Raw genomic sequence first — 18,284 nt, forward strand, 5'->3', positions numbered from 1 at the left:
CAGCGGATGGAAAATCCGCATGATCAACAGCCGACCCCAAGTACGCGGACCCCTACTCTGGGACCCCACCCAAACCTGGCGCCCCGCCCACAGCCACCGCGCCAACACCACCAGCCCCGAACCACCCTGGCGCAGCTAGCAGACCGTGCCCAGTCCCGGCGGAAGGCTTGGCGGGGTATTCCCCCCTTTACGAAGGGCTGTCAGGTGGGCAGTTGCTCGAGCCAGGTGCGCATCCGGGCGATGTCGTCGACGGTGAGGCCCACTTCGGAGCGCGGCGGAATGAGCAGCGATGGCGTCTCGTGAGTGGCGCTGAGCACCTTGTCGCCGTGAAGTTGCACGTCGGCATCATCGATCCAGATGAACGGTGCCGGCACGCTTTGATCTTCTTCAATGCGCTGCGACTTCCAAAGTCCCGTCTCGCCATCCGTCTGGCCGGGATTTTTCGGCGGAGTCGTGACGTCGAGCATGCGTCCGCCGGACAGCCCGTGCAGCTCGGGTACGAGCAGTTGCCGGGTGGCATCCAGCTCGTTCCAGGAGGTGAGCCAGACCAGCTCGACGCCGTATTGCATCAGCAGGGAGTCGAGCGCCGTGATCAGGCGGGGCGCCCAGTGCACATTCCGAGTGGAGGCGTGACCGTCGCCGTGCTCGACACTGATCGAGGCTTTGGCCACATCGCCCCAGGCCGGGTCGGGTTCCAAACGGGGGCAGAGGCATCCGTTGACAGAGAGGTAGAGCCGTGGAACGCTCATTTTGTCCTTCCGTCGTGACGAGTGGTGCAGCCCGCGTCTTCGCGGGGCTCTGCATATGCAATATCGGTTATCGTGCTGGCGCTGTTCAGTGTGAAATTATGAATTGTCTTACTCTCCAAAAATTTGCTTCTGAATCTACCTAAGCACGCGCAACCGACATGCGCCTCCCCGCGAACTGGGTGAACTTTGGTGCCGTGTCGTGACGCTGATCCGTGGCATGTGTGCAACAACGGGCGAGCAGTGGCATGCTTCAGCCTGCCAGCTCAGCCATCCGCGACAGCGCCAACTGCGTATACAAGGCGGTGCCGTCGGCCAACACATCGTCGTCGAAGGTCGCTGTGGGGGAGTGGTTGAACGCGGCGGCCTGGGCATCCGCTTGTCGCGGCACCGCCGAGAGAAACACGAAGGTTCCCGGCACCTGCTGCAACACGCGCGAGAAGTCCTCGGAGCCGCCCAGCGGGTTGATCATGCGCGTGAAACGCTCGCCACCGAAGAGCTCGCCCACCACACGCTCGGCCCGGCTGGTCTCGCCCGCGTCGGTACGGGTCGGTGGATATTCGGTGACGTAGTCCACCGTCACCTCCAGGCCGTGCGCGGCCGCGATGCCTTGAAGCAGTCGCGGTACGACGCGCGCGAGCTTGGCCCGCGACTCGGGCGTGTAGGAACGCACCGTCGCCTCCAACCGCGCCGAATCGGGAATGATATTGCGCTTGGTGCCCGCCTGCAGCACCCCGACCGAGAGCACAACCGGGTCGAACATGTCGAACTGGCGAGTCACCAGCACCTGCAAAGCTATGACCATCTCGGCGATCACCGTCACCGGATCCTGCGCCTGATGCGGCGCCGAACCGTGCCCGCCGGCTCCGTGTACCGTCACCGTGAGGCCATCGCTGGCCGACATCAGGGTGCCCGCGCGACTCATGAACTGCCCGTTGGGCGCGCCGGCCGACATGACGTGCAAGCCATAGGCTGCGTCGGCACGGCGCCCGGCAGCGTCGAGGATGCCCTCGTGAATCATCACACCCGCACCGTCGTAGCCTTCCTCGCCCGGCTGGAACATGAGCACCACGTCACCGGCAAGCTGATCTCGATGGTGCGCGAGCAACGTCGCCGCGCCCACCAGCATGGCCGTGTGCAGGTCGTGTCCGCAGGCGTGCATGGCACCGTCAATGCGCGAGGTGAACTCCAGCCCGGTGCGTTCCTGCACGGGCAGCGCGTCCATATCGCCGCGCAGCAACACCACAGGCCGTGAAACGGATGCCCCGGTGCCGGTTCCGCGCAGCACCGCCGTCACCGAGGTGGTGTCGGTACCGAGACTGATCTCGTACGGCAGACCGCTGAGAGCCTCGAGCACCTTCTCCTGGGTGCGCGGCAGGTCGAGCCCGATTTCGGGTTCCTGGTGCAGCCGGTGGCGCAGGTCGGTGATGTCTGGGGCAAGTTCACGGGCGTCGGCGAGCACGGTCACGGCTTCTCCTTTGAATGCGACTGACTGGTGGTTCTAGTGTGAGCCGCCGCAGGAGACTTGTCGAATCAGACCAGGGTTTTGCGCATGAACTCCCGGGTGCGCGCTTGCTGCGAATGGTCGAACACCTCGGTCGGGGTTCCCTGCTCCAAAATGACGCCCCCGTCCATGAAGACAACTCGATCGGCTGCGGCCCGGGCGAAGCCGAGCTCGTGGGTCACCACGAGCATGGTGGCACCGCTGGCCGCCAGGGCAGCCATGACGTCGGTGACTTCGCCGACGTTCTCCGGGTCGAGGGCCGAGGTCGGTTCGTCAAACAGAAGCACGGCGGGTTCGAGGGCCAGGGCCCGAGCGATGGCGACGCGCTGCTGCTGCCCTCCGGACAACTGGCGCGGATAGGCATGAGCGCGGTCGGCCAGGCCGACCCGGGTCAGCAGCGTCATGCTGCGTTCGATGGCCTCGGCCTTGCTCAGCTTGAGAATTGAGCGCGGTCCGTCGGCAATGTTCTGCAGAACGGTCCAGTGTGGAAACAAGTTGAAGTTCTGAAAAACCATTCCCACTTTGCGACGCTGCACGGCAATCTGGCTTTCGGTGAGCCGACGCACGGCCCTGCCGGACTCCTGCCGGTAGCCCATCAGCTCGTCGCCCAACCAGATCGACCCGCCGCTGGGAACCTCGAGGCAGTTCACACAGCGCAGCAGCGTGGATTTGCCCGACCCCGACGAGCCGAGAATCGCGACGGTCTCGCCGACCCGCACCTCGAGGTCGATGCCCTTGAGCACCTCGACTCCAGAGAATTGTTTGCGCAATCCGCTGATGCGCAGAATGGGCTGCGTCATGATTCCATCCCTCGATTCAAATTGCGTTCGGCGGCCCGTCGATCGAGAAAACGCGCGACGGGGGAGGAGCTGCCGTTGCGGCTGGAACCCCGGCCGTAGTGACGCTCAATGAAGAATTGCACGCCGTTGAGCACCGTCGTGATGAACAGGTACCAGATGCTCGCGACGATCAGCAGCGGCACCGTCTGGTAGGTCTGGCTGTAGATCTCCTTGACCGAGAACAACAACTCGGCACCCCCGATCACACTGACCAGGGACGTGCCTTTGACCAGCGCGATGATGGAGTTGAAGGTGGGAGGAACAATGAATCTCATCGCCTGCGGCAGCTGGATTCGAAAGAAGACCCGCACCGGCTTCATGCCCAGGGCCTTGGCGGCCTCAAGCTGCCCCTCGTCCACCGAGATCAGCCCGGCGCGATAGATCTCCGCCTGGTACGCGGCATCGTGCAGGCCCAAACCCACGATAGCTGCCAGCAGTGGTGTCACCAGGGTGTTGGACTCGATCGAGGCGAAGGTCGGACCGAACGGTATGCCGATGCTCAGGACCGGCACGAGTAAGCCGATGTTGAACCAGAAAATCAGTTGTACGAGCTGCGGTGTACCCCGGAAGAACCAGATGTACGACGAGGCGAGCGCGCGCAGGAGGGCGTTGTCCGACAAGCGGCACACCGCCAGAATGCCGCCGAGAACCAGACCGATTGTCATCGCTGTCACTGTGAGAAAGAGAGTCATGACGACGCCCTGAAGCACGGTTTCGCTGTTGAGGTACTGCGCGACAACGTTCCATGCAAAGTTGGGGTTCGTCAACAGCAGGTGCACGAGTTGTGCGGCGACGACCACGGTGATGATGGAAAGCACCCAGGTGGCGGGGCGCCTTGGTGACAACGCCCGGGCTACGTCCACGGGGTGGTGCGTGACCGGGAGCTCGAGGTCGGTCTGGTTACTCGACAGAGTTGCCATGACTACTGCGGGTTCTCGACGAGCCAATCGGCGTACAGGTTGATGCCGGGCTGGTCGATGAGTTCGCGATCGAGGCCGTACTTGGTCATGATCTTCTCGTAGTCACCATTGTCGAAGAGCACTTGAAAGCTCGCGAGCAGGGGGGCGGAGAGTTCGGAGCCCTTGGGGAGCAATGCACCCATGAACTGACCGGCGAACCCGTTCGAGAACTCGTCGCCGACGACCTCCAACTCGCCGTTCGATTCCTTGGCCGCGTAGAACAGCGAGGCTCCACCCGTGAAGAAGGCATCCGTTCGTCCCGATCTCAGCGCCAGCACGCCGTCGGGAACGCTCGCGACGCTCAGCACCGTGAGGTCTTTGCCCTGCTCCTGGCACTTCACTGCCTGAGCCTCGGCAACCTTATAGGTTGCAGCGTTGGCGAGCGTGGCCACGGTGACGTCACACAGCTCGTCCATGTTGGTGACGTTCTTGGGGTTGCCCTTTTCGACCAAAAAAGGCACGACCTCCTGCAAAACGTCAACGAATTCGGCACCTGGGCGTTCCTTCGGTCCCCCGACCGAGTCAGCGTAGGGAAAGAAGCCGAAGGCGTAACGTTTGGCGCTGATCGCGGCGAACGCTCCGGAAATGTCCGGCACGGTCGCGATCTTGGCCTCTACACCCATCACTTCGGCGATGGCATCCATCAGTTCGGCGCCGGCACCGGTGTACTCACCGGTTTTTCCGGGCGTCGTGACCCACCACGGCGGGTTTGCGCCACTCGTGACGACCGTGAACTCACCAGCGTCCTGAATGTCCTGGGGAAGGGCATCGTGAATGGCCTGGTCCATCAGAGTGGATGCTGCCGGTTCCTCCGGTTCGACGGCTGCGCTACAGCCGGCTAAGAGTGAGACGGAGAGGGCTAGGCAGAGGGTTTTCGCGACCTGGATACGTTTCATTGTCGGTACTCCATTGCTGTAGTTGATTGGGCTGAACTCAACGCGCCTGCTGGAAATGTGGTTTGTTATGCTGCCCGGCCACTCTCGTTTCCAACAAGTTGGGGCTGAGCGTATCATGGCAGTAAATCACTGTATAGACATTTGGTATATCTGTTGATTGCTTCGGCGAGCCTGCGGGGCTGACGATTGACCCGCGGGCCACTGAAGCCACCGCAGCGAAGCTGCGGCACGGCGACCCGCGCTGGTGGTGTTGGCAGAAGCGTCGCTAAGGTCGGTGGAAGCCGAGCCTTGTAGAAATTCGGTGGGCAGCGCTGACGACCAAATCTTTCCAGGCGCCCTCGAGATTGCCTGACACCCGCGACATGGCCCCCCCTATGGCCAGAGCCGCGATCATTTCGCCCGAATAATCGCAGACGGGCGCGGCGACGGCACCGGCCCCGGCGTCGACCTCACCGAGACTGAGGCTGTAACCGCGTCGGCCAATCTCCTGTAGTTCTTGGCGCAACTCGGCCTCGCCGGTGATGGTGTGTTCGGTGAAAGCCGGCCCCCGGTGGCTGAGCACCTGGCTCAGGCGTTGCTCGTCCTGACCCGAGAGCAGCATTTTCTGCCCGGCCCCCGAATCCAGCGGTCGTTTGGTGCCGACGTCGACCGAGATGCGCAGAGAGTGGGTGCTCTCAATGCGGGAGATACAGATCGCCTCGTTGCCGACCGGAGCCAGCAGGTAGATCGTTTCATTGGTCGCGGCATGCAACATTTCCATCTCGGGCTGCGCGGCGGCCCGCAACGCTTCGATTGGCTGGGCTGCCATCTCGCCGAGGGTGAGCAATCGACTGCCCACCCGGTAGTGGTCGCCGGTGCGTTGCAGAAAGCCGCGCGATTCGAGGGTTTTGATCAGACGAAACGCCTTGTTGCGGGTCACGCCAACTCGGCGGGCGATGTCGGCGACGCGCAGCTCTTGTTGCCCGTTCTCGAACTCGAGCATGATATCGAGGGCCGCAGCGACCGGCCCGATCATGTAATCGGTGGCGGGGCCGGCTGGTGCAACTGCGGTTGGGGCGGCCGAGGTCTCCGGATCGTCCGTGGCGTGGGCCGTCATGCGGTGACCGCCATTGTGTGGCGACTGTGGGCATCCGCTATAGACAGGAGCGAACCGCTCATAAACTGGCCGCCTTTCAACACGGCGGTGCGACGTTTCGCATCCTGCAACAAGCGGATGTCCCGGTGCGGGTCGCCGTCGACGATGAGCAGGTCGGCGAATTTTCCCGCGGCAACCGTGCCAACGTCGGCTGAAACGCCCATGCACTGGCTGGACTGGTCCGTGGCGACCCTGATCGCTTCGGCCGAGGTCATACCGGCCTCGACCAGAAGCTCTAGTTCCATGCCGGTGCGGCCGAAGCCGTGGAACGGGTTGGTGTCGGTGCCAGCAGCGATGCGCACGCCGAATCGAACGGCCAGAGCAAGGCTTTCGCGATGGCGCGCCGGCATGTCAATGGTGTGGGCTCGCACACTTTCCTGGGAGAGGGTGCTGTGCCAGTTAGAGATGCACATTGTTGGAACATACCATGTGCCCCGATCAGCCATTTCGCGCGCGCACTCCTCGGTCAGATAGGTTCCGTGCTCGATCGTGTCAACGCCGGCACGCACCGCGAGGATCGCGCCGGGATCGCCGTGGGCGTGCGCGCACACCGGGATTCCCTCCAGATGGGCCTCGTCCACGATCGCAGCGAGTTCTTCAGGGGTGAACAGCGGGCGGTTCGGGCGGCGTGCCGCGAAGGTCATGCTGCCGGTCATCGCCACTTTGATGACGTCGGCACCCATACGAATAACTTCCCGCACCTTGGCCCGCGCGGCCACCGGACCGTCGCACCAGGGTTCGGGAAGGCCGGGCAGAATCTCGTAGCGTCCGCGGGACGTGATCGCGCCGCCCGACACCGGGTGGGCATCCATCAGGGAGTTGGTCGGCGACACGATGATCAGCGAGGTCTGCAAACGCGGACCAGGAATGACGCCGCGGTCTACGGCCAGAACGAAGCCCCGTTCCAGACCGCCGAGGTCCCGTGCCGTGGTGATTCCCGCCTCCACGGTCGTCTTCAGGGCGGCCACCGTTTGGGACATCAGCAGTCCCAGCGGTTCCGGATGGGTGACAAGGCTCTGCGCCCAGGCAGCATGGTGGGTATGGCAGTCGATGAGGCCGGGCATCAGCGTGGCACCGCCCAGGTCGACGACCTCGACCGTGACGGGAAGCGGTCGGTCTTCGGTCACCTCGACGATCCGCTCGCCGTCGATGATCACGGTCGACCGCTCGCGGGCCGGGCCGCCGGTGCCGTCGATGAGCCGGGCATTGATCAGGGCGCGCAACTGGGTGGTCATGAGAGGTCGTTTCAGGAGGCTGTAACCAGAGCGGATGCCTGGCGCTGGTTGCGATCGCTCGCCAGCGCCGATCGGCGCATCTTGCCCGATTCGTCGCGGAAGCTCGTACTGACGAACTCGAAGGTTTTCGGCACCTTGTAGGGGACGAGGCGTTCCCGGCAGAATGCCCGCAGCTCGTCGACGTCGGGCGGCGCGCCCGGGTCGGTGGGCAGCAGGATGGCGTAGACCTGCTTGCCCCACTCGTCGTCGTCGACGCCGATCACCACGGCGTCTGCGATGCCGGGGTGTTCCGAGAGCACCCCCTCGACTTCGGCGGGGTACACATTGGCACCGCCGGTGATGATCAGGTCGACCCGTCGATCAGCCAGATAGAGGTAGCCGTCGTCGTCGAGCCAGCCGAGATCTCCCAGCGTGACCAGTCCGTTGGAAGTGGATGCCGGTGGTTCGGCGCCGAGATACCGGAACGTCATGGGGGCGCCCTCGGGCCCGGTGAAGATCTCCCCGATCTCGCCGGCCGGCAGCGGAGCCCCGGCGCTGTCCCGGATGCTCAGTCGCGTGTCAACCGGCCGGCCCAGGCTACCCTCGCGGAGCATCCACTCGTCGCCGCGAATAGCGACGACTCCGGTGCCCTCCGCGCCGCCATAGCAGTCGTATTGTTTCGCCGGTTCGACCAGCTGCAACCAGACGCGTTTGACCCACACCGGGCAGACCGCGCCGCTGTGATAGAAGGCGTCGATGCTGGAGAAGTCGCGGGTGAGTACATCGGGCAGTCGAGCGATGCGCTGCATGATGATGGGTACCATGGCGAGAAAAGTGACCCGGTGCCGCTCGATGACGTACACGGTGAGGGCGGCATCAAACTTTTCCAGCAGAATCACCGTGTGTCCCTCGAAGAGACCGTTGTGCGTGAGGCTGAAGGAGATGTTGTGATACAGCCGGCCGGTGATTAGCTGGGTCTGGTCGGCGCGCAGGCCGAATCGGTGCAGGGAACTGCCCTGGCCGGGGATCTTCTGCCACGGTCGGTCGTCGAGAATGATTTTGGGGCGGCCGGTGGAGCCTCCGGAGCAGATCGCCTTTCCCGGCCACGCGGTGATGGCTGGTAGCGCTGATGCGTCAACGGTGTCGAGTGCCGAAAGCTCGTCGAGTGAGATATCGCCGGGATACTGCCCCTCGTGTTCCACGAGCATGACGGTGGTGCGCCACGATTCACTCACCGCGAGAATTTCGCGACGTTCCCGCTCCGGCATCTGCGGCGACAACGGGAGCGTGCAGGCGCCGAGTCGCCAGGCGGCGATGGCGGCGACAATGTGTTCGGCGCGGGTGGGCAGGCAGATTGCCAGCAGGGTCGTCGGGCCAACGCCGTAGCCCGCCAGTAGGCGTGCCATCTGATTGGCGCGCGTATCGAGCTCTGCCCAGCTGAGGCAACTCTCGCTGCCGTCGGGGGCGACGAAAATGAGCGCGGTGCGCTCGCCGCGTTCGGCGGCGAGGTCAGCAATGCGCTGCGCGTAGGAGACCGGCGAGGTGATGAAAGGTGAGTCTGCGGTCATGGTGTCGCTTTCCGTGTCGCCCGGTTCGGGTGGGTCGGTGTTTCGTGCGTCGTGGAATTTCTCAAACTGTATCCCTGGATAGATGACATGTCTATATGATGAACAGAAATGTCCGTCGATGCTCGCCGAGGGGTTACGCAATGTTGATGACAGGACCTGACCGTGAGGTATTCATCTCGGGGGTAGCCGAAGCGCCACTGGGCGAAGTACGAGACCATTCCGAGCTGTCGATGATTGCGCTCGCAGCCAGGGAAGCGCTCGCCGATGCCGGCCTGACCCTGCGTGATGTCGACGGGTTGTTTGTGAACTACCTCGGCGAGGAGGGCACGGTGCAGGTCGGGGAGTATCTCGGAATCCAGCCGAGTTACTCCGACTCCAGCGATCTCGGCGGAGCCGCCTTCGTGGCTTTTCTCGGTCATGCCTCGGCTGCCCTGCAGACCGGACGCTGCCGGGTCGCCCTGATCGTGTACGCGTCCCGGCAGCGCACCCGCGCCACTCGCAAGCTCAATCACTGGAATGAGAAGGCAACGTCGCCCCAGTTTGAACAGCCGTATGGTCTGCCGGCCCCGATGGGCCAGTTCGGGCTGCTCGCGGCCCGACACATGTACGAGTACGGGACCACACCCGAGCAGCTGGCGTCCGTGGCCGTGACCGCACGGCAGTGGGCGGGCCTGAACCCCAAGGCCTGGAAGCGTGATCGGCTCACCATTGACGATGTGCTCGAGTCGCGCCTGATCTGTGCTCCGCTTCGTCGCCTGGACTGCTGCCTGGTCACCGATGGCGGCGGTGCCATCGTGTTGACGACCTGGGACCGTGCCCGGGATTCGGCGAATACGCCGATTCGAGTGGCCGGCACCGGGGAGAGCGCGAGGCAGTGGCATATTCCGCAGCTGCCGAGTCTTGAGGCCTCGCCGGGGGTCGCGGCCGCTCGTGCCGCGCTGCAGATGGCGGAGGTCGGGCACGCCGATATCGACGTCTTCGAGCCCTATGATGCGTCGACGATCAGCGTGCTGCTCGCGCTCGAAGACGTCGGGTTCTGCGGGCGCGGTGACGCCGGCGCGTTTGTGCAGGAGGGCAATCTGAGCATCACCGGCAGTCTCCCCTCGATCACCTCGGGGGGAGGGTTGTCGTATTGTCATCCGGGGGCGCTGGGCATCCTCTTGGTTATCGAAGCGGTGCGGCAGCTCCGCGGCCAGGCCGGAGCGCGGCAGGTGCCCGGTGCGACGGTCGGACTGGTGCATGGCATTGGCGGACTCTTCTCCACGGCAGCGACGGCGGTGTTGGTTCGTGGTTGAGTCACTGTTCGACTGGGCCGACCCCACGACCGCTCATTTCTGGGAGGCCGCCAGCAAGGAACAGCTCGTGATCCAGCAATGCGGAGTCTGCCGTCAGTATCAGTTCTATCCGCGTCCCTTCTGCCTCGCCTGCGACAGCGATGACATCGGATGGGTCGCGGCGAGCGGCCGGGGAACGGTCTATTCGCAGACCACCGTGCATCTGAAGGCCGCGCCGGAACTCGGGCTGGTGACCCCGTACGTTGTGGCGGTCGTACAGCTCGAGGAGGGGCCGCGCTTGCTGACCAACCTCACCGGGGAAGCCTGCCGAATCGGCAGCCCGGTGCAGGTCGGCTGGCGATCACGGCAGGGGCAGGCGCCGGTGCCAGTCTTCGGGCCGGCGACACCGTGAGCATTGACGATGTTTACGCCCACATCGATGCCGGATTCGGTGCCGCGCTCGAAGAACTCGCCTACCTCGTTGGTATCGCTGGCGTCAGCGCTTCGCCGACGGAGGACCTGGCCCTGTGCGCCCAGGCCGTGCAGCACAGCGTGTGCGGGAGTGGTCTGCGCACGCACCTGATCGAGGGTTTTGGGCCGCCGGCTGTGTACGGCGAATGCATCGTCGACCCCGGGCGACCGACGGTGCTCATTTATGGGCACTACGATGTGCAACCGGCCGAAACCAGCGCGCACTGGCAGGGTGACCCGTTCGAGCCGACCATTCGCGACGGTCGCATGTACGGGCGCGGCACCAGTGACAACAAGGGCCAGCACCTCGCGCAGCTCTGGGCTCTCCGGGCGACGCTGGCTGCACACGGCGAGCTGCCGGTGAACGTCAAGGTCCTCATCGAGGGAGAAGAAGAGATCGGCAGCCCGCACCTGGCCGAACTCGTTCGAGAAAATCGTCATCTCCTGGCGGCTGATCTGGCCATAACCTCGGATGGCCCCGTGCATCGCAGCGGCATGCCGCAGCTCGTGCTCGGCACTCGCGGGCAGCTCGGCGTCGAGCTGTGTACGCGCGGGGCGAATCGGGATGCGCACTCGGGCAGCCTTGGCGGTCTGCTGCCCGACGCCGCGCAGCAGCTCACTCAGGCACTGGCCACGCTGTGGAAACCGAGTGGCGAGATTGCCGTGGCGGGCTTCTTCGATGACGTGCGGCCGCCGACGCCCGCCGAAAGTGCGAATCTTGCCGGGCTGCCCCTCGATCTGAAGGACCACTTCAGCGACTACGACATCACGGAGCTGCCCTCGCCGGAGGGACGCGACTACTACGAACGCTTGATGCTGCGGCCGACGATGACAATCACCGGCCTGACCAGCGGTTATACCGGGCCGGGCATGAAGACTGTTATTTCAAGCAGCGCCAGGGCGCACCTCGACATGCGACTCGTGCCCGGGCAGCATCCGGACGAGATCTTTCGGCTGCTACAGGTGCACCTGGCGCAGCATGCCCCGATGGTGGGGCTGACGCGACTCAGCTCGATTCCCCCCTCGCGTACCGCCCTCGACAATCCCTACGTTGCGATTCTGGCCGGCGCCGTTGAGCAGGCGACCGGGGTGATTCCCTTCGTCGTGCCCAGCCTCGGCAGCTCGCTGCCGAACTACGTTTTCACCGACATTCTCGGCATTCCCTCAATTCTGGTGCCCTACGCCAACCCTGACCAGAACAATCACGCCCCCAACGAGAATTTCGAGCTGTCGCGGTTCAAGGACGGCATGAGAATTTGCGCGACCATCCTCGAGCATGTCGGCAGTCACACCGTTGAGCGCTCGGAGGGAAATGTGCGTCTGGAGCAGGAGCGCGTCGAGTAAAATCACGCGCTGGGGCGCTTGCTCGCCCTCGCGGCGAAAGATTAATTCTGACTTTTTGTAGGCTGCAAGGCTCCGCCGGTCAAATCGCATCCTGCCGAATAATTTATCTTTGATCAGCATAATCGTCTGGTTGCAGCCGTGCCCCCGCCCGTGGGAAATCGCACATTCTGCCATAGCTCAGCGCCTGTGACCGAAAATCAGGGGATTCGGAGAAAATCATGAGGTTTCTTTCAAACAGGCCGGGCATGCTGGCCAACTCGCCCGCGCCACCCCGAAGTGCACGGGCTCGAAACCCAGCGAACGGGCGTACCTAGCGTCCATCATTCGCGCCAGATGAAGGACATGCGCCCAAAACACACTGAAACGCCCCATGCCCACCTCGCCCCTCGAACGCAGCACAAGCCCCGTAAACCACGCACCCGCCGGCATGAGATCTTCGTTGCCACCGGTGCCGCGCTCGTTATCGCCGGCCTCGTCGCCAGCAGCGGATTCGTCGCCCAGTCCGCCGATGCCCGGCAAGACAGCATCGCCGCCACGACCGTGCTCGCCGAAAGCACCGGTCTGCAGAGCGACCAGCTCGACTATTACGCGGCGCACGGTGAGTCGATCTCTCGCGACAACGCATCCGCTGCGCTCCGCGCCGCCAACGTCGTCATCGCTGCCAGTCAGAGCAAAGTGGATGCCACCACACTCACCTCGGTAGCCAGCTCGCTCGCCAGCTACGCGATCATGCCCATCGACCAGGTGGAATCGCTCACGGCCGAGGCGAAGGTTGAGACCGCGTCCGTCGCTGCCGCCACCGCTGAAGTCGACCGCGTCGCCGCCGAGGTTGCGGCTGCTGCTGCGGCGGCCGCTGCTGCCGCCGAAGCCGCTGCCCAGGCGGCTGCTGAAGCCGCTCGCGTGCAATCTGTCGCCGGAGGCAACACCGTCAACGGTGCACGCGCCACCGCACAATCCATGGCCGCTTCGCAGTACGGCTGGGGCGCGGATCAGTTCAGTTGCCTCGACCGTCTCTGGCAGAAGGAATCCGGCTGGAACTACGCGGCCATGAACTCCAGCAGCGGCGCGACCGGAATTCCCCAGGCGCTGCCCGGAAGCAAGATGGCGTCGGCCGGCAACGACTGGGCCACGAACGCCACCACGCAGATCGCCTGGGGCCTCGGCTACATCAAGGCCTCGTCCTACGGAACGCCGTGCGCCGCCTGGTCGCACTCACAGGCCGTCGGCTGGTACTAGCTCAACACTTTTAGGCAGTTTATGCCCCGGTCACGAGCGAATCGACGACGCGCGGGCCCTTTTGTCGCGGCTGGCCGCAGGTTCTGCGGCGACCAGCCCGGGTGCAGGGCCCGGCGGTACGATGGGCGAGTAAGGAATCTCCATGATTGAGTTCGACGAGGCACACCGACGTGCCCGGCGCAGGAGCCCTGCACACGTATTTCGTCGTGTCGATTCGTACCGCACGACGATGAATTTGATGGAGGCGTTTTTTCGATGTCGTCTGGTTTCACCCGAACGGGTCTGTCCCCGTCAGATCCCACGCTCGAAACGTTCATAGATGATTACTATGAGCATCTAACAGACGAAGATGCCGCGAACTATGCCCCGGAGCTTCTTGCATCCCGGGCCCGCGAGCACTGGCAGGTCGCCCAGCGCCGAGTACCCAAGACGGCAACGATCGAGATTCACAATGAATCCGGTCGCAGTGTCGTCTATATCGTCACCGACGACATGCCCTTTCTCGTGGACTCGGTCACGGCCGAGCTGGTGCGCCAGCACTCAGCCATCCATTTGGTCGTGCACCCCCTGCTGATCGTGGCCCGCAGCAAGGCGACGAACGATCTCGTCGACATCAACCGAATCCCGGCCAGCGCCGGTGTCTCCAGCGGCGATACCTCTGCCATGCCGAACATCGCGCACCTCATCGCGACCGGTGATGATGCCTCACACCTCGAGTCCTGGATCGCCATCGAGATCGACAGCGCGAGCGACGAGGAACAGGCCAGCCTCATCGCCGGGCTGGCCGCCGTTCTCGGCGACGTTCGTGCCGCCGTCGAAGACTGGCCGCTCATGCGCACCAAGGCCATGCAGATCGCCAACGCGCTCGACACCATCACCGGTGGCGACCAGATCAAAGACCTTCACCAGACCCAGCAGTTGCTGCACTGGCTCGACGAGGGCAACTTCACGTTTCTCGGCTACCGCGAGTACAACCTCGAGACGCTGGACGGCGAAGACGTGCTCACCCTCATCGAGGGCAGCGGCCTCGGTCTGCTGCGTTCCGCTGACGACCGCCACCAGATTCAGCACCTAACGGATGCCGGCCGACAGAAAGCGCGCGAGCGCACCGCCCTGGTGATCACGAAGGCCAACTCCCGCTCCACCGTGCACCGTCCCGCCTACTTCGACTACATCGGAATCAAGAGTTTCGATGCCGCCGGCCAGGTCAACGGTGAGCAGCGCTTCATCGGTCTGTTCGCCGCGAGCGCTTACACCAGCTCGGTCACGGCCGTTCCGGTGCTGCGCGAAAAGGTCAAAGCCGTCATGACCGAGGTCGGTTTTCCGCTCGAGTCACACAGCGGTAAAGACCTGCTCGGCATCATGGAAACCTATCCCCGTGACGAGCTGTTCCAGATCGAGGTGCCCGACCTGGTCACCGCGTCGCTCGCCATCCAGCGTCTGCAGGAACGTCGTCGTACCCGCCTGTTCCTGCGGCCGGACATCTACGGTCGGTTCATGTCGGCCCTGGTCTACCTGCCGCGTGACCGCTACAACACCGCCGTGCGGCTGCGCATCGAGAAAGAGCTCCAAGAGACCTTCAGCGCTGAGTCGCTGGACTTCGAAGCGCGCATGACCGAATCGGCGCTCGCGCGACTGTTCTATCGCATCCGCTTGCCCAAGGATGTCTCGGCGGATTCCGTCGATATCGCCGCCTTGGAACACCGCCTGGCCATGGCCGTCCGCTCGTGGCCAGAGGGTATCAGCGACGAACTTCGCGAAACACACTCGGTCGAAGAGGCCGAGCGGTTGGCCGATATCTGGGCCGAAGCTTTTCCCGACAACTACCGGGTCGACTACGAAATCGATGATGCCCTCGAAGACATCTCCCGGTTTGAGGCCTGCGCAGCGGAGGTCGGGGCATCCGCTGAGGGGCACATCCGCCCGGGGCTGCACGTGTACCTGCCCAAAACCGCCGGTGACCCCGGCGAAGATGCTCGCATCAAGCTCTACATGACCGAACCGAAAAGCCTCAGCCAGATTTTGCCGTTTCTGCAGAATCTCGGCATCGAGGTACTCGATGAGGTGCCGTTTGAAATTCAGACCACCGACGGGCGGCGCTTCTATCTCTACGACCTCGGCCTGCACTACCCGGCCGGCGTCGACCCGGTCGCGACCGGCACGTTACTCGCGGACTCGTTCGGCGCGGCCATCAGCGGAGCCATCGAATCCGACAGCCTCGATCGTCTCGTGCTGCAAGACGGCATGCCCTGGCACCGTGTGGTCATCCTGCGCAGCTACGCCAAGTACCTGCGCCAGATCGGCAACACCAACTCCTACGGCTTCGTCGCGAATGCCCTGCTCGCCAACCCCGACGTCACCCGAAGGCTGGTGGCGCTGTTTGAAGCGCGGTTCGACCCCGACCTGGCCGACGATGAGCGGATCCTGCGCCTCACCGATGTGCGCGAACAGCTGCGGCTCGCGATGGAGCAGGTCGCCACCCTCGACGCCGACCGCGTACTGCGTACCCTCATCACGCTGATCGAAGCGTCGCTGCGCACGAACTTCTTTCAGTACAAGCCCTACCTCAGCATCAAACTCGACCCCTCCCAGATCGAGCAGATGCCCTCGCCCAAGCCCATGTTCGAGATCTGGGTATACTCGCCGCGCGTCGAGGGCGTGCATCTGCGCTTTGGCAAGGTGGCCCGCGGAGGGCTGCGCTGGTCGGACCGTCGTGAAGACTTCCGCACCGAGGTGCTCGGCCTGGTCAAGGCGCAAACCGTCAAGAACGCCGTCATCGTACCCACCGGTGCCAAGGGCGGGTTCTTCGCCAAGAAGCTCCCAGACCCAGCCCTCGACCGTGCCGCCTGGATGGCCGAGGGTGTCGACAGCTACAAAACATTCATCCGCGGCCTGCTCGACTTGACCGACAACCTGGTCGCCGAAGCCGATGGTGAGCATGTTGTGGCGCCGCACCGCGTGGTGCGTCATGACGACGACGACAGCTATCTGGTCGTGGCCGCCGACAAGGGCACGGCATCCTTCTCCGACATCGCCAACGGCCTCGCGGCCGAGTACGGTTTCTGGCTCGGCGACGCATTCGCCTCCGGTGGCTCGGTCGGCTACGACCACAAGGAGATGGGCATCACCGCCAAGGGCGCCTGGGAGTCGGTCAAACGCCACTTCAGCGAACTCGGCGTCGACACCCAGACCGAAGACTTCACCGTCGTCGGCGTTGGCGACATGTCGGGTGACGTGTTCGGCAACGGTATGTTGCTCTCGAAGCACACCAAACTCGTCGCGGCCTTCGACCACCGGCACATTTTTCTCGATCCCAACCCCGACCCGGCGCTCTCCTTCGACGAACGGGCCCGGTTGTTCGAACTACCGCGCTCGTCCTGGGCTGACTATTCCACCGACCTCATCAGCACCGGCGGCGGCGTCTTTCCACGTCAGGCCAAGGTCGTTCCGATCTCGGCCGAAGTGCAGGTCGTGCTCGGTCTGCCGGAAGGCACCACTCAGCTGAGCCCGCCCGAACTGTTGCGAGCCATTCTGCTTGCCCCTACCGACCTGCTCTACAACGGCGGCATCGGCACCTACGTCAAGGCCAGCGGTGAAACGGCCGCGCAGGTCGGCGACAAGGCCAACGACGGGATTCGGGTCGACGGCCGCGACCTGCGGGTCAAGGTCGTGGGGGAGGGCGGAAACCTCGGCTTCACCCAGCTCGGCCGCATCGAAGCCGCGCTCGCCGGCGTCATCCTCAACACCGACGCGATCGATAACTCGGCCGGGGTGGACTGCTCCGACCACGAGGTCAACATCAAGATCTTCGTGGACCGCATGGTCGCCGCCGGCAAGCTCGACCCGGCCGAACGCGCCGCGTTCTTGGCCGAGATGACCGACGAGGTGGGACGTCTGGTTCTGGTGGACAACGTCGACCAGAACATTTTGCTGCTCAACGACCGGGTGCTCGTGAACAACTGGAGCCCGAGCTACGAGCGCCTCATGAACTGGCTCGAAGAATCGGGCGACCTCCAGCGCGAGCTGGAAGCCCTGCCGACCACGGCCACACTGAGGGAACGCCTCGACCGCGGCCAGGGCCTGACCAGCCCCGAGCTGAGCGTGCTCGCCGCCTACGCCAAGATCGAACTGGCCACGGCGCTGCGCGACAGCGACCTGGCAGATGATCCCTGGTTCGGCAGCACCCTGCGCCGGTACTTCCCGACGCACCTGTCGGAGCGGTTCGATGCGGAACTGGACACGCATCCGCTTCGCCGGGAAATCATCGCTACGGTCGTCGCGAACGACATGATCAACCTCGGCGGCATCACCTTCGCCTTCCGCGCGATGGAAGAGACGTCGGCCAACCAGGCGACGATCGCGCGTGCCTTCGTGGCACTGCGCGAAATCTTCGATATTGACACGATGGTGGGCGAGCTCAATGCGCTGCCGTCGTCGTTCCCGACCGAGAAGTGGACGGCGATCCACCTGGATATTCGCCGGCTGCTCGACCGCGCGGTGCGCTGGCAGGTCAACCACGGCGGCAATATGCCTGTCGGCGCGGTGATCGCCAAGTACAAGCCGCAGATCGCGCTCATGCGGGAGCACCTCGGCGAATACCTGCAGGGTACCGACCGGGGTCGCCTCGAAACGCAGGAGGAAAAGGCCAGAGAATGGGGCCTGCCCGACGACCTCGGTCGTCGCTGGTCCGAACTGTTCGAGGCATACGCGCTGCTCGACGTGGCCAAGGTGGCTGCCCGGGCGAACGTGCAGGTCACCGAGGTCGCTGAGATCTACTACACGGTCTACAACCGTTTCGGTGTCGACAACCTGCTCGAGCGCATCACCAAGCTGCCACGCAAGGACCGCTGGCAGGCACTCGCCCGCGCCGCACTCCGCGACGACTTGTACTCAACTGTCGCCGACATGACCCGGTCAGTTCTCGACGAAACGGATGCCGGTGCTGCCGACGACCGCCTCTTGGCCTGGGAAGCGCTCAACGCCGAACAGCTCGGCCGCGCGCGCAGCGTCTTCGAAGAGGTCAACTCGCTCGCGCAGGACGACATGGCGTCGCTCTCAGTTGCTGTGCGCCTGCTGCGCTCCATCGTGCGCCGCTAGG

The 18,284-nt window shown here is 64.2% G+C and carries 13 protein-coding genes; 5 read left to right on the plus strand and 8 right to left on the minus strand.

Features of this window, described 5'->3' with window-relative positions:
* Nucleotides 1-200: 200 nt before the first annotated feature.
* The 8 genes from CXY78_RS06265 to CXY78_RS06300 all read right to left on the minus strand — a co-directional run bounded on the left by CXY78_RS06265 (nucleotide 201) and on the right by CXY78_RS06300 (nucleotide 8,861).
* Complete coding sequence (locus tag CXY78_RS06265) at nucleotides 201-749, minus strand: HAD domain-containing protein (protein ID WP_104088627.1); 549 nt, start codon at nucleotides 747-749, stop codon at nucleotides 201-203.
* A 250-nt stretch (nucleotides 750-999) separates the two neighbouring features.
* Nucleotides 1,000-2,214, minus strand: coding sequence for a M20 family metallopeptidase (locus tag CXY78_RS06270; protein ID WP_104088629.1), 1,215 nt, complete (start codon nucleotides 2,212-2,214; stop codon nucleotides 1,000-1,002).
* A gap of 65 nt (nucleotides 2,215-2,279) precedes the next feature.
* Nucleotides 2,280-3,050, minus strand: coding sequence for an amino acid ABC transporter ATP-binding protein (locus CXY78_RS06275; protein WP_092340804.1), 771 nt, complete (start codon nucleotides 3,048-3,050; stop codon nucleotides 2,280-2,282).
* The gene (locus CXY78_RS06280; protein WP_104088630.1) at nucleotides 3,047-4,009 is read right to left on the minus strand and encodes an amino acid ABC transporter permease; all 963 of its coding nucleotides are present in this window, start codon (nucleotides 4,007-4,009) and stop codon (nucleotides 3,047-3,049) included. The genes CXY78_RS06275 and CXY78_RS06280 overlap by 4 nt, the downstream gene beginning before the upstream one ends.
* A 2-nt stretch (nucleotides 4,010-4,011) precedes the next feature.
* The gene (locus CXY78_RS06285) at nucleotides 4,012-4,944 is read right to left on the minus strand and encodes a transporter substrate-binding domain-containing protein (RefSeq protein WP_158253281.1); all 933 of its coding nucleotides are present in this window, start codon (nucleotides 4,942-4,944) and stop codon (nucleotides 4,012-4,014) included.
* A 265-nt stretch (nucleotides 4,945-5,209) separates the two neighbouring features.
* The gene (locus CXY78_RS06290; RefSeq protein ID WP_104088633.1) at nucleotides 5,210-6,040 is read right to left on the minus strand and encodes an IclR family transcriptional regulator; all 831 of its coding nucleotides are present in this window, start codon (nucleotides 6,038-6,040) and stop codon (nucleotides 5,210-5,212) included.
* Entirely contained in the window at nucleotides 6,037-7,314 is a 1,278-nt protein-coding gene (locus CXY78_RS06295; protein WP_104088634.1) for an amidohydrolase family protein, read from the minus strand. Before CXY78_RS06295 ends, CXY78_RS06290 begins: the two co-directional genes overlap by 4 nt.
* A gap of 11 nt (nucleotides 7,315-7,325) precedes the next feature.
* Entirely contained in the window at nucleotides 7,326-8,861 is a 1,536-nt protein-coding gene (locus CXY78_RS06300) for an AMP-binding protein (protein WP_104088636.1), read from the minus strand.
* A gap of 146 nt (nucleotides 8,862-9,007) precedes the next feature.
* Here CXY78_RS06300 and CXY78_RS06305 point away from each other — a divergent pair, with 146 nt between their 5' ends.
* From CXY78_RS06305 to CXY78_RS06325, 5 genes are all read left to right on the plus strand, one after another.
* On the plus strand, nucleotides 9,008-10,156 hold the full coding sequence (locus CXY78_RS06305; protein ID WP_199181905.1) for an acetyl-CoA acetyltransferase: 1,149 nt from the start codon (nucleotides 9,008-9,010) through the stop codon (nucleotides 10,154-10,156).
* The gene (locus tag CXY78_RS06310) at nucleotides 10,149-10,547 is read left to right on the plus strand and encodes a Zn-ribbon domain-containing OB-fold protein (RefSeq protein WP_158252802.1); all 399 of its coding nucleotides are present in this window, start codon (nucleotides 10,149-10,151) and stop codon (nucleotides 10,545-10,547) included. The genes CXY78_RS06305 and CXY78_RS06310 overlap by 8 nt, the downstream gene beginning before the upstream one ends.
* Nucleotides 10,544-11,950: a M20/M25/M40 family metallo-hydrolase gene (locus tag CXY78_RS06315; RefSeq protein ID WP_158253282.1), complete on the plus strand. Its 1,407-nt coding sequence runs from the start codon at nucleotides 10,544-10,546 to the stop codon at nucleotides 11,948-11,950. Before CXY78_RS06310 ends, CXY78_RS06315 begins: the two co-directional genes overlap by 4 nt.
* A gap of 342 nt (nucleotides 11,951-12,292) precedes the next feature.
* On the plus strand, nucleotides 12,293-13,186 hold the full coding sequence (locus tag CXY78_RS21585; protein WP_233206110.1) for a phospholipase: 894 nt from the start codon (nucleotides 12,293-12,295) through the stop codon (nucleotides 13,184-13,186).
* Between the two features lie 255 nt (nucleotides 13,187-13,441).
* A complete protein-coding gene (locus CXY78_RS06325; protein WP_104088642.1) occupies nucleotides 13,442-18,283 on the plus strand; it encodes an NAD-glutamate dehydrogenase in 4,842 nt (1,613 codons plus the stop codon).
* Nucleotide 18,284: the final 1 nt, after the last annotated feature.

The sequence above is a fragment of the Cryobacterium sp. N19 genome (assembly GCF_002929595.1).
Taxonomy (GTDB): Bacteria; Actinomycetota; Actinomycetes; order Actinomycetales; family Microbacteriaceae; genus Cryobacterium; species Cryobacterium flavum.

Excerpts from the sequence above, each read along its gene's own strand:
- CXY78_RS06265 (WP_104088627.1), bottom strand. The coding sequence starts at position 749 with ATGAGCGTTCCACGGCTCTACCTCTCTGTCAACGGATGCCTCTGCCCC.
- CXY78_RS06295 (WP_104088634.1), bottom strand. The coding sequence starts at position 7,314 with ATGACCACCCAGTTGCGCGCCCTGATCAATGCCCGGCTCATCGACGGC.
- CXY78_RS06305 (WP_199181905.1), top strand. The coding sequence starts at position 9,008 with ATGACAGGACCTGACCGTGAGGTATTCATCTCGGGGGTAGCCGAAGCG.
- CXY78_RS06325 (WP_104088642.1), top strand. The coding sequence starts at position 13,442 with ATGTCGTCTGGTTTCACCCGAACGGGTCTGTCCCCGTCAGATCCCACG.
- CXY78_RS06280 (WP_104088630.1), bottom strand. The coding sequence starts at position 4,009 with ATGGCAACTCTGTCGAGTAACCAGACCGACCTCGAGCTCCCGGTCACG.
- CXY78_RS06285 (WP_158253281.1), bottom strand. The coding sequence starts at position 4,944 with ATGAAACGTATCCAGGTCGCGAAAACCCTCTGCCTAGCCCTCTCCGTC.
- CXY78_RS06300 (WP_104088636.1), bottom strand. The coding sequence starts at position 8,861 with ATGACCGCAGACTCACCTTTCATCACCTCGCCGGTCTCCTACGCGCAG.
- CXY78_RS06290 (WP_104088633.1), bottom strand. The coding sequence starts at position 6,040 with ATGACGGCCCACGCCACGGACGATCCGGAGACCTCGGCCGCCCCAACC.
- CXY78_RS21585 (WP_233206110.1), top strand. The coding sequence starts at position 12,293 with ATGCGCCCAAAACACACTGAAACGCCCCATGCCCACCTCGCCCCTCGA.
- CXY78_RS06275 (WP_092340804.1), bottom strand. The coding sequence starts at position 3,050 with ATGACGCAGCCCATTCTGCGCATCAGCGGATTGCGCAAACAATTCTCT.